The 15,874-nt window shown below is 57.0% G+C and carries 13 protein-coding genes; 10 read left to right on the plus strand and 3 right to left on the minus strand.

The annotated features are described in order from the left end of the window. Positions 1-48 precede the first annotated feature (48 nt). From AB5Y82_RS03975 to AB5Y82_RS03985, 3 genes are all read left to right on the plus strand, one after another. Positions 49-3,609 carry a type I secretion C-terminal target domain-containing protein gene (locus AB5Y82_RS03975; RefSeq protein ID WP_204356841.1) on the plus strand — a complete coding sequence of 1,187 codons (3,561 nt, stop codon included), beginning with the start codon at positions 49-51 and terminating at the stop codon, positions 3,607-3,609. A gap of 86 nt (positions 3,610-3,695) precedes the next feature. After that, the gene (locus AB5Y82_RS03980) at positions 3,696-4,256 is read left to right on the plus strand and encodes a hypothetical protein (protein ID WP_368173687.1); all 561 of its coding nucleotides are present in this window, start codon (positions 3,696-3,698) and stop codon (positions 4,254-4,256) included. 55 nt (positions 4,257-4,311) lie between these two features. Next, a complete protein-coding gene (locus AB5Y82_RS03985; protein ID WP_005337338.1) occupies positions 4,312-5,028 on the plus strand; it encodes an SIMPL domain-containing protein in 717 nt (238 codons plus the stop codon). Between the two features lie 136 nt (positions 5,029-5,164). Here AB5Y82_RS03985 and ahpF read toward each other — a convergent pair whose 3' ends face one another. The 3 genes from ahpF to AB5Y82_RS04000 all read right to left on the minus strand — a co-directional run bounded on the left by ahpF (position 5,165) and on the right by AB5Y82_RS04000 (position 8,586). Continuing rightward, complete coding sequence (gene ahpF, locus AB5Y82_RS03990; RefSeq protein ID WP_111899600.1) at positions 5,165-6,745, minus strand: alkyl hydroperoxide reductase subunit F; 1,581 nt, start codon at positions 6,743-6,745, stop codon at positions 5,165-5,167. A gap of 123 nt (positions 6,746-6,868) precedes the next feature. Further along, positions 6,869-7,435, minus strand: a complete 567-nt coding sequence (gene ahpC, locus AB5Y82_RS03995) for an alkyl hydroperoxide reductase subunit C (RefSeq protein ID WP_005337335.1) — start codon at positions 7,433-7,435, stop codon at positions 6,869-6,871. A 704-nt stretch (positions 7,436-8,139) separates the two neighbouring features. After that, positions 8,140-8,586, minus strand: a complete 447-nt coding sequence (locus AB5Y82_RS04000) for a CBS domain-containing protein (protein ID WP_013723842.1) — start codon at positions 8,584-8,586, stop codon at positions 8,140-8,142. A gap of 212 nt (positions 8,587-8,798) precedes the next feature. Here AB5Y82_RS04000 and queA point away from each other — a divergent pair, with 212 nt between their 5' ends. From queA to nlpI, 7 genes are all read left to right on the plus strand, one after another. Next, positions 8,799-9,851: a tRNA preQ1(34) S-adenosylmethionine ribosyltransferase-isomerase QueA gene (queA, locus tag AB5Y82_RS04005; protein ID WP_005344678.1), complete on the plus strand. Its 1,053-nt coding sequence runs from the start codon at positions 8,799-8,801 to the stop codon at positions 9,849-9,851. Between the two features lie 74 nt (positions 9,852-9,925). After that, positions 9,926-11,062: a tRNA guanosine(34) transglycosylase Tgt gene (tgt, locus tag AB5Y82_RS04010; RefSeq protein WP_159143915.1), complete on the plus strand. Its 1,137-nt coding sequence runs from the start codon at positions 9,926-9,928 to the stop codon at positions 11,060-11,062. Positions 11,063-11,114: 52 nt separating this feature from the next. Continuing rightward, positions 11,115-11,450 carry a preprotein translocase subunit YajC gene (yajC, locus tag AB5Y82_RS04015; protein WP_005337327.1) on the plus strand — a complete coding sequence of 112 codons (336 nt, stop codon included), beginning with the start codon at positions 11,115-11,117 and terminating at the stop codon, positions 11,448-11,450. Between the two features lie 18 nt (positions 11,451-11,468). After that, positions 11,469-13,322, plus strand: coding sequence for a protein translocase subunit SecD (gene secD, locus AB5Y82_RS04020; protein WP_005337324.1), 1,854 nt, complete (start codon positions 11,469-11,471; stop codon positions 13,320-13,322). A 10-nt stretch (positions 13,323-13,332) separates the two neighbouring features. Then, positions 13,333-14,280, plus strand: coding sequence for a protein translocase subunit SecF (secF, locus tag AB5Y82_RS04025; RefSeq protein ID WP_005337322.1), 948 nt, complete (start codon positions 13,333-13,335; stop codon positions 14,278-14,280). An 84-nt stretch (positions 14,281-14,364) separates the two neighbouring features. After that, a complete protein-coding gene (locus AB5Y82_RS04030) occupies positions 14,365-14,733 on the plus strand; it encodes a rhodanese-like domain-containing protein (protein WP_019446086.1) in 369 nt (122 codons plus the stop codon). Positions 14,734-14,823: 90 nt separating this feature from the next. Beyond that, the gene (gene nlpI, locus AB5Y82_RS04035) at positions 14,824-15,768 is read left to right on the plus strand and encodes a lipoprotein NlpI (protein ID WP_005351017.1); all 945 of its coding nucleotides are present in this window, start codon (positions 14,824-14,826) and stop codon (positions 15,766-15,768) included. Positions 15,769-15,874 lie beyond the last annotated feature (106 nt).

Consider the following 15,874-nt stretch of genomic DNA (forward strand, 5'->3'; position numbering starts at 1 on the left):
ATCACTGATGCGGACGGCGACACCGACAGCGCCAGCAGCAGTCTGGATTTGGGTGGACTGGTGAGCTTTAGCGACGAGGGCCCGAGCATCAGCGCTAACGAAGCAGTGCAACTGGACGATGATGTCCTGGCGGGCGGCATAGCTGGCGGCACGAGCGACGACCCGAACGAGGTCAACGTCAGCGGAACCCTGGGCCACAGCTTCAGTGCCGACGGCGCTGGCAGCATCCAGTGGCTGACCAGTGGCGCACCGGGCGGTTACACCTATGAAGCGGGGTCTGGTGGTTCACTGCTGGTCAAACAGGCTGGCGTGACCGTGCTGACGGTGACGCTGAACAGCGCCACGGGTGCCTACAGCGTGACGCAGAATGCACCGATCAAGCATGCCGACGGCAATGACGAGAATAACGCCAGCTTCACGCTGAGCTACCGTGTTACCGATGCCGACCAAGACAGCGTGGATGGCAGCCTGACCATCAACGTCGACGACGACACGCCGGTAGCACAGAACGATACGGCCATCGTTGCCGAATCCAGTGGCAAGGACTTCAATGTCGCCTTCGTCCTGGACTCGAGCGGCAGTATCAATGGTACCGAGTTCGCCACCATGATGACGGCCGTCAGGGCCTCGGGAGAGGCTCTGTTCAATGGCTCCGACGGTTCTGTGCAGATCACCATCGTGGCCTTCTCCACTGGCGCGACCTCCTACACGGCGGTCAGTTCGCTGGCGGCCTTCGAGTCGCTGGTCGACAACATCCTGGCCAACCGTCCCTTCAACGGCAATACCAACTTCACGGCGGCGGTTGAGAAGACCATGGATGTCTACGACCCAATCCCGGGTTGGAGCAATCAGGTATTCTTCATCAGCGATGGCAATCCGAATGTTGATACAGGTGTGAACAACTCGTTGCAGAGTGGCACAGCGACGGATTGGAACAACTTCATCGACAGCAATGGCATAAACGTCACCGCCATTGGAGTGGGTAACGGTATCAATAGTACGCGGCTGCAGGATGTCGATTTGGACGGAAGCGGCTCACCGATTCTGGTGGCTGATTTCGATGACCTTATCAATACCTTACTTGACCAAATCTCTGGCAATGTGATCGGTGGCAATGTCCTGCTCGGCAACGACAATGCCGTGGGTGGAGGGGATGACGATGCCTATGGTGCCGACGGCGCTGGGCGGGTGCTGTCGATCGAGATCGATGGGGTGACCTATACCTGGAACGGCGGGGGCATCATCGCGGTGAGTACTGGCGGTAGCATCGCCGGTAGCCAGTTGAACAGCATCCTCACCGATCTGGGCGGCAAGCTGAGCTTCAACTTCGCCGACGGGACCTGGAGTTACACGGCCCCGCAGAGCGTTCCGTCGGATACCAGCGAGAGTTTCGACTACGTGATCATCGACAAGGACGGCGACCCGTCGCCGGCCACGCTGACGGTCAATATCGAGGATGCTGCACCGGTGATCGGCAGGGTGGACGAGGACGAACTGCCCGGTGGTATTACCGATAACGATCTGCAGATCACGGTTGCCACCGGCAGCCTGACCGAGCTCCTGATCGGCAACGATCCCGCCACCTTCAGCTTGCAGAGCTCGCCGGCGTTCCTGCCGACCCTGACCTCCGATGGGGTGGCCGTCACCTACAAAGTCGTCGGCAATACCCTGACGGCGATGGCGGGCGCGGCCACCATCTTCACCCTAGTGGTGCATGCCAATGGCGCATATACCTTCACGCTCAGCGGCCCGCTGGATCATCCGCTGGCCAACGGCAACGACAACGAAATCCTCACGCTGAACCTGACCGAGGCAGTCCAGGCCACCTACGGTGGTAATCCGGTGCCGCTGGCCGGTGATCTGCTGATCCAGGTCGAGGACGACGTGCCGGCGATCCTGGCAACCTCGAACCTGGTGTACTCCAACAGTGGCAACCCGGGTGGAGCTACCGGGGTGTTCGACTACAGCACCGGTGCAGACACTCGTGGCAGCGGCCCCTTCAGTGCGGCGGACTCGGACTTCAAGTCCATCACGCTGACGGGCAATGTGGGCGGCACGGCGATTAGCTCGCAGTCGGTCACCTGGGTGTCGGAGAACGCCACCACGGCGACCTTCGATATCGAGTTCGACTACGCGTCAAACCCGGCCAAGCCCGGCGTCAAGGAAGAGGCTACGGGTACGCTGACCTTCGACAAGGTGAACGGCACTTACACGGTGACCCTGGACGGGCCGATCGAGGGCTTCCAGGTGCTGAAAACCAGCGCTTCGCTGGGTATCACGGGCTATGTTCCGGGTGGAAGCACGGTGGATACCACCAATCCGGAGGTGGCGGTTTCTCAGCTGGCCACTGACTTCTTCGTACAGTTCAGGAGCTACGCAGAGACTGGTGGTGGCACGTATAGCAACAATCTGCAGACAGGAGGCTCGGACACCAACGTCTTCGTCAATGGTGAGACCTTCACCCAGACTGGCTCCTACGTCACGCTCTCCAACAGCGCGAACGGGGTAGCGGGCGACACCATCGGCAAGGGTGAAGTACTGGACCTGAACTTCTATACCTCCAACCCGACCGGCAACCTCGGGCTGACCCCGACCGGCCGTGCTGATGGCGTCTATCTGAAGTTCGATGGCATCGACAATGATGATGATCTGGTGATCGTGTTGAAGCTGGTCGGAGCCGGAGGTGTTACCACCACCAGGGCACTGGTCGTCAGCAACAGCGACATCTACCGCAATTTCAGCGGTGCGACGGCGCTGGCGGCCCTAGCCGGCTATGGCATCACCCTGGACAATAATGATGGTGCGATCGTCATCGAGAGCAATGACTACAACGCCCCCGGCGAGAGCTGGCAGATCTACGGGGCGCAAATCCTGACGTCGGTCGAAGACATCACCACCAGCGTCGCGCTCAACTATGACCGCGACTTCAACGACGGTTTCGATGGTCTCACCACCTTCGCCAACCAAAGCGATAATGATGTGGTCAAGGTCTCCGATATCGGCTTTGTCAAGACCCAGACCACCACAGTGGACGCGGACCTCGACTTCCTGGTGGTAGTGCAGGATGCCGACAACGATGCCACTTCGAGCGTGAATCTGCATGTCACCATCGAAGCTGGCAATGTGTTCACCGGCACAGCTATGGCTGACATCATACATGGCAGTGCCGATAACGATACACTCAAGGGGATGGGCGGAGATGATCAGCTTATCGGTGGATTAGGTAATGACATCCTGATCGGAGGATTAGGCTCGGATACTCTTGTGGGTGGCTTTGGCAGCGATACCTTCAAGTGGGGGGCGGGTGATATCGGTGGTGTGGATGTCATCAAAGACTTCACCACCGGCACTGGCGGGGATGTACTGGATATAAGCGAGCTGCTCACTGGCGAACATGCCAACTCTGGTTCGCTTGATGCGTACCTCAATTTCAGTAGTGATGGGCCAGGCACAAACAAATCAACATTGACTATTGATTTGGATGGTACGAATGGAGGAACCACTCACGTCATAAAATTTGACAGTATTGACTTGACGACCCTGGGTAACAGTGACTTGCAGATTATTCAGAAGTTGCTGGATGACGGTAACTTGAAGGTTGATCCGTAACCTTGCCTTGGGGCCGGGCTTGCCTGGCCCCTGTTTTTTCCCCAAGGGGATGGATAAGATAGCGGCAGTAGAGGAGAGGGGTAATCATGCAGTCATTCAACTGGGTCGACATTGATGGTATCCGTTATAGCTGGGATGGGCAGGGAAATATTACCTGCGCAGGCCAGTTTGGCTATCAGGCCTCGATCGCGGGGGATCGGCTGGATGGGATGGAGATTGAGAATGAGGCCGGTGATGTAGCGGGCTCGCTCTATGTTGATTTCGCTACGGCCTCTATCACTTATGTGCCGGTCATGGATACCGAATCTGCCCATAACATGATTCTGGTTGGCCATCATCAGAGTCAGCAGGAGTATCCGCTGGCCAGTTTTCACTCTCCATTGTTGCAAGATTTGCTAGGGCCGTCTGATACCATCCCTTGGTCTGCGATGGAGGAGGATAGTGGTGGCACCAATATCGGACAGGCGGTGCAAGGACACGTTCTGTCGTGGGACTCGTTCCATTTCGATGATGAGGTGTTGGTCTGTGGCACGGCTCCTGCTCTGGATATGGCAAACCAGAGCCAGGATCCCGGCAGCATGGTCACCATTAGTCTCGATCTGACCAATCAGATACTGGATCAGCTCCCCCCCTTGCACGATATATGAATCCCGTAGCTGCACGGGCATAATGGCCTCAATCTTTCCGATTGAGGTTTTTTCTATGTGGCGTCCCCTTCTTACTCTTTCCGCTCTGGTTGTCAGTGCTCCGCTGCTGGCGATTGAAGTGCCGCAAGCGCCCCATCTGGTGGTGAGCGGTTATGCCGAGCAGAAGACCGAACCCGATATGCTCACCCTCAATGTGGCGGTGAGTGCACTGGATAAGCAGGGCCTCAAGGCCAAGCAGCAGGTCGATACCAAGGTCGCAGCCTTTTTCAGCCAACTGGAAGGGTTGGGGATCAAGCGCAGCGATGTTGAGGCTGGCAACCTGATGGTCTCTCCGGAATATCAGTATGGCGAGAACAAGAAGCCGGTATTGCTGGGATACCGTGCCCAGCGGCAATTGGCGGTCAAACTCTATCAACTGGATAAATTGAGCCCCCTGATGGATACCGCACTCAAAGCCGGGCTGGAGTCCGTATCCCAAATTGAGTACGGGTTGAAATCGCCGCAGGTCATCAAGGAGCAGGCCCGTCTGAATGCAGTTGAGGATGCCAAAACCAAGGCTGAATCTCTGGCCAAGGCGTTCGGGATGAAGCTTGGCAAGGTCTACAGTGTGGAGTACCGCAATGCTTCGCCCATTACCGCCTACAGCCGCAACCTGAAGGTGGTGCAGGCCATGGCGATGGCTGCTCCTGCGGCGGATATGGCGGACAACAGCTATCAACAACAGCAGATCACGGTAAGCGATAATATCGAGGCTGTTTTCTTGCTGGAGTGATACCCGTCGTTGAAGTCCAGTCATGAACAACCCCGCTATTTGCTGCGGGGTTTTTATTGCGCATCGATGCAGATATAAAAAAGCCGACGCTCGTGTTTACTTAATCGAGCGTCGGCTTTTTGTTGCGCTGGGTTTATCAGGTGGTCACAGCATCAGCTTTGGTCGCTTCCGGCGCCGGGTTGCGGATGAGGTAATCAAACGCACCCAGTGCGGCGGTGGCGCCAGCACCCATGGAGATGATGATCTGCTTGAACGGTACCGTGGTGGCATCCCCAGCGGCGTAGACGCCGGGCAGGGAGGTCGCCCCTTTGGTATCGATCTCGATCTCGCCAAAGCGGGTCAGGGCAATCTCGCTCCCTTTCAGGAACTCGGTGTTCGGTACCAGACCGATCTGGACGAAGATGCCAGCCACCGCTAGGTGTTTGATCTCGCCGGTAGTGCGATCTTCGTAATCCATACCGACCACCTTGCTGCCATCACCGATCACTTCGGTAGTGCGGGCACTCATGATGATGTCGATATTGCCCATAGAGCGAGCCTTCTTCTGCAGCACTTCATCGGCGCGCAGGGTGTCAGCGAACTCCACCACGGTCACATGCTCGACGATGCCAGCCAGGTCGATGGCAGCCTCGATGCCGGAGTTACCGCCACCGATCACTGCAACCCGCTTGCCTTTGAAGAAGGGGCCATCGCAGTGCGGGCAGTAGGCCACGCCCTTGGTGCGGTACTCAAGCTCGCCCGGTACGTTCAGATCACGCCAGCGGGCACCGGTAGCCAGGATCACGGCGCGGCTCTTCAAGGTGGCGCCAGAGGCGAGATCCACGTTCACATATCCATCTTTGCTGATGGCGGCGGCGCGCTGTTCGGTTATCACTTCCACGCCGTACTCTTTGACGTGCTGCTCCAGGCTGGCGGCCAGTTTGGGGCCTTCGGTATAGGGCACGGAGATAAAGTTCTCGATGCCGACGGTGTCCATCACCTGACCACCGAAACGTTCGGCAACGATGGCGGTGCGAATGCCTTTACGAGCGGCATAGATGGCCGCTGCGGCGCCAGCCGGGCCACCGCCCACGACCAGCACATCGTAGGGATCTTTCTCATTCAGCTCGGCAGCCTTGCGCTCGGCAGCACCTGTGTCGAGTTTGGCGACGATCTCTTCCAGCGAGATCCGCCCTTGGCTGAACGGTTGGCCGTTCAGGTAGACATTCGGTACCGCCATGATTTGACGCTCATTGACCTCTTCCTGGAACAGGGCGCCATCGATCATGGTGTGGGTGATGCCGGGGTTCAGGGTCGCCATCAGGTTGAGGGCCTGTACTACATCCGGGCAGTTGTGGCAGGAGAGGGAGATATAGGTCTCGAAGTGGAACTCACCCTTGAGATTGCGGATCTGCTCCTGCACGGCCGCATCGGCCTTGGAAGGGTGGCCGCCGCTTTGCAGCAGGGCGAGTACCAGAGAAGTAAATTCATGACCCATGGGGATGCCGGCAAAGTGAACGCGCGGAGCTTGGCCCTGCGGCGCGACACTCATGGAAGGCTTGCGAACGGCAGTGCCAGAGGTCTGGGTGATCTTGGGGGACATCTCGGCGATCTCGCTGGCCAGTGCCAGCAGCTCTGCAGATTTGTCGCTGTCGTTGCCGGACACGCTGATCTCGATGGGATTGACGATGTACTGCAGATAGGTGTTCAGCTGTTGTTTGAGGTTGGTATCCAACATGGTCGAATTCCTTCTTGTAATGGCGAGTTGGCATTAAATGTGAGTCGGTCTGCTTTCAGGCCTATTTGGCAATGCCGGAAAGCAGACCGGCCCTTATGCGGGCCGGTCTTGGAAGCGGGAGGCTTAGATCTTGCCTACCAGGTCCAGGGACGGGGCCAGAGTGGCTTCGCCTTCTTTCCATTTAGCCGGGCACACTTCACCCGGGTGGGAGGCAACGTACTGGGCTGCTTTGACTTTGCGCAGCAGTTCCAGTGCGTCACGGCCGATGCCGCCAGCGTTGATCTCGACGATCTGGATGATGCCCTGCGGGTCAATTACGAAGGTACCGCGGTCAGCCAGACCAGCTTCTTCGATCATCACGCCGAAGTTGCGGGTGATGGTACCAGTCGGGTCACCAATCATCGGGTACTGGATCTTCTGAATGGTGTCAGAGGTGTCGTGCCATGCTTTGTGAGTGAAGTGGGTGTCGGTAGAGACAGAGTAGATCTCGACGCCCAGTTTCTGGAATTCAGCGTAGTTGTCAGCCAGGTCGCCCAGCTCGGTCGGGCAAACGAAGGTGAAGTCAGCCGGGTAGAAGAAGACCACGGACCACTTGCCTTTCAGGTCAGCGTCAGACACCTGAACGAATTTGCCATTGTGGTAGGCGGTAGCATTGAACGGCTTGATTTCAGTGTTGATGTAGGTAGACATGTAATTGCTCCTTGGTGATGTACATATGCCGGTCTGGTGTTGAAAAGTCTTGCCAGACGAGGCGCTTAACTTTCGATGGATTCATCATAGGGGCTTCCATTAATCGATAAAAGCCGCAATTTTGAATCGCTTAAATCTACTTATTAGATAGCTCACTATGGCTGTACCTAACATGAATATCTCAGGCCTACTGAGATAACTCCTTGTCGTGGTTCAATATCTGTGCGCTACATCGCCTTTTCAAGGCATGGGAAGAGGTGTGCAGAGCCACGATAACGCGATGAGATAAACGGTGGTGCAAACATATGGAGCAAACAGATGGCGCAGGAGGTTGAGGCCGCTGCTCGCAGCGATGGGGGATGTGCTGGCAAGGGGAGGCAGAAAGGCGCAGATAAAAAAATCCCGGCGCTATCGCAACGACAGGGCCGGGTCATCAAACAAGGAATGGCTATATAAACAAATGCTTTACAGCAAAGACTAACTACGGGGTGTGCAAACTTGCAGACATATGAGAGGAAGATAATGGGTGCACAATCCCTCGTCTCCCCCTCGGCAACTATTGCATGAGAGGGATGATAGTGTGACGTAGATCACAAGGCAAGTATTTGGTGTAATTTTTCAGTCAAAATGAAAGTGTTTCATCATTTCAGCTTGTTTTGACGGCTGAAAACGCTTTTATTGTAATTCAATTACAGTCAGAGCTGTCAAAAGTCGGTAGGTGGTTCCTGCTCTTCCATCAATTCCAGCAGGTTGATGGCCACTGCAATAAAGTCCGACTCGGTGACAATGCCGATCAGCTTGCGTCCTTTGAGTACCGGCAGGCAGCCATATCTGTGCCGCTGTAGGTAAAGTGCCGCCTCCTTGATGCCGGCGTGAGGATCTACGCTCGCCACTTGCCGTGTCATGATCTCGTCGAGTTGCACGCTGTCGGTAAATTCGGCTTCCCGCTCCGGGCTGATGAGCAGCAGCTTGGATTCCCGGGTGGCCAGGATATCGGTGAGGGTTACCAACCCCAGCAGGTGATGCTGCTCATCGACGATGGGAATGTGGCGGATCCGCTCCTGCTGCATCAGGTCCATCGCCTGTTTGACACTGTTTGACGGACCCAGAGTGAAGGGGTGTTCGGTCATGATTTCGGATAGGGTCATCATGGTGGGCCTCCTTGTGTATCTGCTTTCACCCTAGCCCAGCCCCAACTGGCAAAACATGATCAGGGTCAATACAGAACATTAAAGAATCATTAACCGGATGTGTGTCTCAATATTGCTCGCTACCCCTTGTCTCTCTTGGGTTTTTGGTCTTTTGGGTTGCCTTGGAAGATGGGGATAACTAGACTAGCCGCCGATTCCCCCCGAGGTGAAAGATGCAAGTATCCGATTTTCATTTTGATCTGCCAGACGAGCTGATTGCCCGCTATCCGATGGCAGAGCGTACCGCCAGCCGCCTGTTGCAGCTCGATGGTCAGACTGGCGCCCTGCGCCACGGTCAATTTGTGGATGTGCTGGATCAGCTCAATCCGGGTGACCTGCTGGTATTCAATAACACCCGTGTCATTCCGGCGCGCATGTTTGGCCAGAAGGCCAGCGGCGGCAAGCTGGAGGTACTGGTCGAGCGCATTCTGGACGAGCACAGCGTGCTGGCCCATGTCCGTGCCTCCAAGGCGCCCAAGCCCGGCACCCGGATGATCATGGATGGTGGTGTTGAAGCCGAGATGCGCGCCCGCCACGACGCCCTGTTCGAGATCCACTTCCTCGACCCGCGTCCGGTGCTGGAGATTTTGGAGGCCATCGGCCACATGCCGCTGCCCCCCTATATCGACCGTCCCGACGAGGATGCCGACAAGGAGCGCTACCAGACCGTTTACAATCAAAAGCCGGGCGCCGTCGCGGCGCCGACCGCTGGTCTGCACTTTGATGAGCCGCTGCTTGAGAAAATTCGGGCCAAAGGGGTTGAAACGGCCTTCGTCACCCTGCATGTAGGGGCGGGGACCTTCCAGCCGGTGCGGGTTGAGAAGATTGAAGATCACCATATGCACTCCGAGTATGCGGAAGTGCCGCAAGAGGTGGTAGATGCCATCGCGGCCACCCGGGCCCGTGGTGGTCGGGTGATTGCGGTGGGGACCACATCGGTGCGTTCGCTGGAGAGCGCGGCCAAGGTCACCCTGGCGCAGGGCAAACCGCTGGCGCCCTTCTTTAGTGACACCGATATTTTCATCTTCCCTGGCTACCAGTTCCAGATTGTCGATGCCATGGTCACCAACTTCCATCTGCCGGAGTCGACCCTGATCATGCTGGTCAGCGCCTTTGCCGGTTATGACAACGTGATGGCGGCCTATCAGGCAGCCGTGGCCGGGCAGTACCGTTTCTTCAGCTACGGGGACGCCATGTTCGTCACCCGTCGCCAGGTTGAAGCATAAGCTTCAGCTTATTTACCGGGCCGTGAGTGGCCCTCCTATTGTCAGACTGTTTATCTGACGCAGCCGAGGTAGCAATGAAATTTGAACTGAAAACCACCGACGGCCGTGCCCGTCGCGGTCAACTGGTCTTCGAACGTGGTGTGGTACAAACGCCGGCCTTTATGCCGGTCGGGACTTACGGCACCGTCAAGGGGATGACCCCGGAAGAAGTGCGTGAAACCGGCGCCCAGATCCTGCTGGGTAACACCTTCCACCTCTGGCTGCGCCCGGGTCAGGAAGTGATGCGTGCTCACGGCGATCTGCATGACTTCATGAACTGGCAGGGCCCGATCCTGACCGACTCCGGTGGTTTCCAGGTGTTCAGCCTGGGCCATATTCGCAAGATCACCGAAGCGGGCGTCCACTTCCGTCACCCCATCAATGGCGAGAAGATCTTCCTCGACCCCGAGAAGTCCATGGAGATCCAGTTCGATCTGGGCTCCGACATCGTGATGATCTTCGACGAGTGCACCCCGTACCCGGCTACTTATGAAGAAGCGCGCAAGTCGATGGAGATGTCCCTGCGCTGGGGCAAGCGCTCCCGCGACAAGTTTGATGCGCTGGGCAACAAGAACGCCCTGTTCGGCATCATCCAGGGCTCGGTCTACGAAGATCTGCGTGATGTCTCCCTCAAGGGGCTGCTGGAGATCGGTTTCGACGGTTATGCGGTCGGTGGTCTGGCCGTGGGCGAACCCAAAGAGGACATGCACCGCATCCTCGAGCACGTATGCCCGAAAATTCCGGCTGACAAGCCGCGCTACCTGATGGGTGTCGGCAAGCCGGAAGATCTGGTGGAAGGGGTGCGCCGTGGTATCGACATGTTCGACTGCGTCATGCCGACCCGCAACGCCCGCAACGGCCACCTGTTCACCACCGATGGCGTAGTGAAGATCCGCAATGCCCAGCACCGCAACGACACCAGCACCCTGGATGCCGAGTGCGATTGCTACACCTGCAAGAACTACAGCCGCAGCTACCTGCACCATCTGGACAAGTGCAACGAGATCCTCGGTGCCCGTCTGAATACGATTCATAACCTGCGTTACTACCAGCGTGTGATGCAGGGTTTGCGGGACGCGATCGAGCAGGGTAAATTAGACGACTTTGTAACAGAGTTTTACCGTCGGCAAGGGAAGCCTGTGCCTCCGTTAGCTGAAAATAACGTTAAATAACAACAACATATAATTTTGTTTTTTTAAATCTACATCAATAAGAGGTTGTTAAATGAGCATTATCTCCAAGGCGTATGCAGAAGGCGCAGCACCGGGTGCACAGGGTGGTGGTATGGAAATGATCATCATGCTGGCCGTATTCGGCCTGATCTTCTACTTCATGATCTATCGTCCCCAGGCCAAGCGTGCCAAGGATCACCGCAATCTGATGAGCTCCTTGTCCAAAGGTGATGAAGTGCTCACTTCCGGTGGCCTGGTTGGCAAAATTGCCAAAGTGGCTGCAGACAGCGATTACCTGGTGATCGCCCTGAACGACCAGACTCAAGTCACCATCAAAAAGGACTTCGTCTCTGCCGTTCTGCCCAAGGGTTCTATCCAGTCCCTTTAATCTCCCAAGGAGCACAGCGTGTTGAATCGCTATCCGCTGTGGAAATACCTGATGGTGATCCTGGTGATCGCCATCGGTTTTCTATATGCAGCCCCCAATCTTTACGGCGAAGATCCGGCTTTGCAGGTTTCTGCCAGCCGTGGTGCCGAAGTCAAGCTAGATACTCTTGATCTGGTGAAAGAGACCCTTGAAGCGGCCAAGATCCCGGTCAAACATGCTGCATTCGAGCACGGTTTTATCCTGATCCGTTTCAAGAACACCGAAGACCAGCTGAAGGCGCGCGATATCGTTGCCAACAAGCTGGGCGACAACTTCATTACCGCACTCAACCTGGCACCTTCCACTCCCGCCTGGCTCGAAGCCATCGGTGCGGCGCCTCTGAAGCTGGGTCTTGATCTGCGCGGTGGTGTGCACTTCCTGATGGAAGTGGACATGGCCGAAGCACTGACCAAGCAGCAAGAGCAGATGGTGCAGGATTTCCGCTCTGAGCTGCGCACCCAGAAGATCCGTTACTCCGGCGTGCGCCGGGTCGGTGATCAGGTGCAGGTGATCTTCCGTGACGAAGCCGATCAGGAACGCGCCGTTTCTCATCTGCGTCGTCAGAACCCTGATTTGACCTTCACTACCGAGCAGAAAGGGGATGAGTTCATCCTGCTGGCTGGTCTGAGCGAAGCCAAGATCAAGGAAGTGAAGAAGTACGCCCTCGAGCAGAACATCACCATCATCCGTAACCGGGTCAACGAACTGGGCGTGGCCGAGCCGCTGGTACAACAGCAAGGCGCCGAGCGCATTGTCGTTGAACTGCCCGGTATTCAGGATACCGCCCGCGCCAAGGAGATCCTGGGGGCAACCGCGACCCTGGAATTCCACATGGTCGATGAGACTGCCGACATCCAGGCTGCGGCCGATGGTCGTGTCCCGCCCAGCTCCAAGGTCTACAACGATCGCAACGGTCGTCCCGTGGTGCTGCAAAAGCGGGTGATCCTGACCGGTGACCACATTGTGGGTGCCCAGTCCGGTTTCGACGAGTACAGCCGTCCCCAGGTCAACATCAAGCTGGATGGCCAGGGTGGCAACAAGATGGCCAACTTTACCAAGGACAACGTCGGTAAAGGGATGGCGACCGTCTTCATCGAGTACAAGCCGGTCGGTCAACCGGGCCCGGATGGCAAGCGCAAGTTCCGCAAGCAGGAGGAGGTGATCAACGTCGCCACCATCCAGTCGCGTCTTGGCAGCCAGTTCCGTATCACAGGTATCGACAATGCCAACGAAGCCCACAACCTGGCGCTGCTGCTGCGTGCCGGTGCCCTGATCGCCCCGATCCAGATCGTGGAAGAGCGCACCATTGGCCCGAGCCTGGGTCAACAGAACATCGACAGCGGTATGGAAGCCATCGGCTGGGCCATGCTGGTGATCGTGCTGTTCATGGGGATCTACTACCGCGCGTTCGGCTGGGTTGCCAACCTGGCGCTCTGTATGAACCTGGTGTTGATTGTCGGCATCATGTCGATGATCCCTGGTGCCACCATGACATTGCCGGGTATCGCCGGTATCGTCCTGACGCTGGGTATGGCGGTGGATGCCAACGTGCTGATCTACGAGCGTATTCGTGAAGAGATCCGCAACGGTCGCGGTGTTCAGCAAGCCATCCATCTGGGCTTTGATCGGGCATTCTCCACCATCGCCGACTCCAACGTGACCTCGCTGATCACCTGCGTGATCCTGTTCGGTATCGGTACTGGCGCCATCAAGGGCTTTGCCCTGACGCTGGGCATTGGTCTGACCGCCTCCATGTTTACTGCCATCACAGTTTCCCGTGCCATTATCAACCTGGCTTGGGGTGGACGGCGTATCGACAAGCTGCCCATCTGAGGATAGAGAGATGTTTCAGATTCTACATTTTGAAAAACCGATCCCGTTTATGCGCTATGCCAAGCCGGGTGTGGTTTTCTCTTCCGTGCTGATGGTGGTAGCCCTGTTCTTCCTGTTTGATCGGGGGCTGAACTGGGGTCTGGACTTTACCGGTGGTACCACCATCGAGGTGGGGTTCCAGCAGTCGGTGAGCCTGGACAAGATCCACGACGCTCTGGAAGAGCAGAAGATTGAAGGGGCAACCCTGCAACACTTTGGCTCCAGCCGTGACGTGCTGTTCCGCCTGACCCCGAAAGAGGGGGTCAAGGTAGAACAACAGGGTAACGAAGTGCTGGCGGCGGCCAAGCAGCTCGACGAGGGCGCAGTGCTCAAACGCGTCGAGTTCGTCGGCCCTTCCGTGGGTGATGAACTGGCGACAGACGGTGCGCTGGCCATGCTGGCCTCCATCCTCTGTATCCTGGCCTACGTAGCAGTGCGTTTCGAATGGCGTCTGGCGCTGGGGGGCATTCTCTCCCTGGTGCACGACGTGGTGATCACGCTGGGTGTCTTTGCCTACTTCCAGTACGAGTTCGATCTGACCGTACTGGCGGCACTGATGACCCTGGTGGGTTACTCCCTGAACGATACTATCGTGGTGTTCGACCGCTTGCGGGAGAACTTCCGCAAGGTGCGTAAAGGGGATACCGAGTACATTCTGGATCTCTCCATGACCGAGACCCTGAGTCGTACCATCATCACCTCCGGCCTTACCTTTATCGTGGTGCTGGCGCTGCTGCTCAAGGGCGGTGCGCTGATCCACGGTTTTGCCGTGGCCATGGTGATCGGTGTGGCGTTCGGTACCTACTCCTCCATCTATGTGGCGAGTGCGTTTGCCATGTTCCTCGGCGTCAAGCGCGAGCACATGCTGCCAACCCAGGTAGAGAAAGAGGGTGCGGACCAACAGGAAATCCTGCCGTAACAGTGAAGAGCGCCTCATGGCGCTCTTTTCTTATCTCTGCGTGTCGTTTGCTGACGCACATGATTTAAACAACAGGAGTTTGTCATGCATCACAATCCCCGTTTTTTGGCGCTGGTTGACGGGATCCGCTCCCGCATCACCGAAACCGATGTTCACCAGATCAAGCGCTGGCAGGATGAAGGGCGCACGTTTCACCTGATCGACGTACGGGAAGAGAGCGAGTGGGCCAAAGGCCATCTGCCCGGTGCCCGATATCTGGGTCGTGGCGTGATTGAGCGGGATATCGAGACCCAGTTCCCGGATCTCGAGACCGAGCTCTACCTCTATTGTGGTGGTGGTTTTCGCTCCATTCTGGCTGCGGACAACCTGCAACAGATGGGTTATCGCAAGGTGATCAGCGTCGACGGCGGGTTTCGCGGTTGGTGCGATGCTGGATACCCTGTCGAATCCTGATTTATTTGAGGTAGAGGGGCACAGCTACATGACAAAGCGGCTGTTGACCTTTACCATATGCGGGGTCAAGCGTAAGCGTCGGAGTGTTCATTGAACGTCAGGAAAGGGATTGGATACCTCCTCGGTATCCTGTTGTTGCTTCCCATGTGGGGTTGCAGCAGTAGCAGTCAGGTTAACACCCCCAAGGTTCCCAAGCCGCAGCCTGCTTCACTGGTGTTGGCGACCCCCCTGCAGGTCTCCTACCAGAGTGAGCTGGCGCTCGCCCGACTCGGGCAGATGCTCAGTGAAATGGAACTGACCACCGAGCAACGGGCAGAGTTGTTCTATGAGCGTGCCGTGGTGTTTGATCGGGTTGGTCTGCGTTCCCTCGCGCGGCTCGATTTCAACCGTGCCCTGCGGGAGAAACCGGATTTCGCCGAAGCCTACAACTTCATCGGCGTCTATCTGGTACAGCAGCAGAATTACGACGAAGCCTATGATGCGTTCGATTCTGCCCTCGAACTGGCGCCGGACTATGACTATGCCTATCTCAACCGTGGCATCGCCCTCTATTACGGCAACCGTCCCGAACTGGCCGCGGCCGATATGAAGCGTTTCTACGAGGCGCAGCCGGAAGACCCCTATCGGGTGATCTGGCTCTATCTGGCCGAGCAGAAACTCGACCCGTCGGCCGCCATGAGCCGGATGCGCGAGCGTCTCAACAAGTACGATGACGATGCCTGGAACTGGGATCTGGTTCGCCTCTATACCGGCGAGATCAACGCTTCCCAGCTGATGGGCAACGTGGTGAAAGGGGTGAAGGATAACCGGGAGCTCGCCGAGCGCCTGTGTGAAACCTACTTCTATCTGGGCAAGTTCGAGCTGGGCAAAGGCAACCGCAAGGAAGCCATCAGCTACTTCAAGCTGGCCTTATCCAACAACGTCTATGACTTCATCGAGCACCGCTATGCGCTGCTGGAACTGGAGTTGATGGCGCGCAAGCCCTTGCCGCCAGGTGCCCAGAGCGCTCGTAACAAGGGTGATCAGCCCTCCTGATCTACTGCCAGATAGTGGTAAAAAAGGCCTCGCGATGAGGCCTTTTTGTTGGGCGTGTCCCGTCCTGAATATGGTTTACACCTTTCCTCCCAATAAATGGAGAACT

It is taken from the genome of Aeromonas sp. s13 (assembly GCF_040907905.1).
GTDB classification, from domain to species: domain Bacteria; phylum Pseudomonadota; class Gammaproteobacteria; order Enterobacterales; family Aeromonadaceae; genus Aeromonas; species Aeromonas veronii.